This is a genomic window from Pseudomonas sp. 2822-15 (assembly GCF_002742515.1).
GTDB lineage: Bacteria > Pseudomonadota > Gammaproteobacteria > Pseudomonadales > Pseudomonadaceae > Aquipseudomonas > Aquipseudomonas salomonii.
In genome coordinates this window covers 1-288 of the sequence record NZ_LJRY01000229.1, presented here as the reverse complement: position 1 = coordinate 288, position 288 = coordinate 1, and the positions used below count along the sequence as shown (strand labels likewise).

Sequence of the window (288 nt, the reverse complement as noted above, 5' to 3'; positions counted from 1 at the left end):
TCCTCAAGCTGCGATATTGTCAGTTGAATCTATAGTAAAGCGTCCAGTAGTGTTAGAAAATGATGCTATAGCAGTGAGACATATGGTAAACCTCTGTATGTCATTAGACCACCGAATATTAGATGGGCTGATTTGTGGGAAGTTTATGGGACATATTAAGAGCAGTCTAGAAGCAATGAATGACAACAATGTATCCTTATATTAAGTTTAAGCTGTTAACCTGGTGGGTATAGTCCGCCAGGTTTTTTGACAGTTTAAGAATGTATAAAACTTTTCATCATCGTGAAT

At 36.8% G+C, this 288-nt stretch carries 1 protein-coding gene; it reads left to right on the top strand.

Annotated elements, in window-relative coordinates:
- Positions 1–205: 2-oxo acid dehydrogenase subunit E2 (locus tag AOA59_RS25935; protein ID WP_178076298.1), on the top strand; the 205-nt coding region annotated here is incomplete at its 5' end.
- Positions 206–288: the final 83 nt, after the last annotated feature.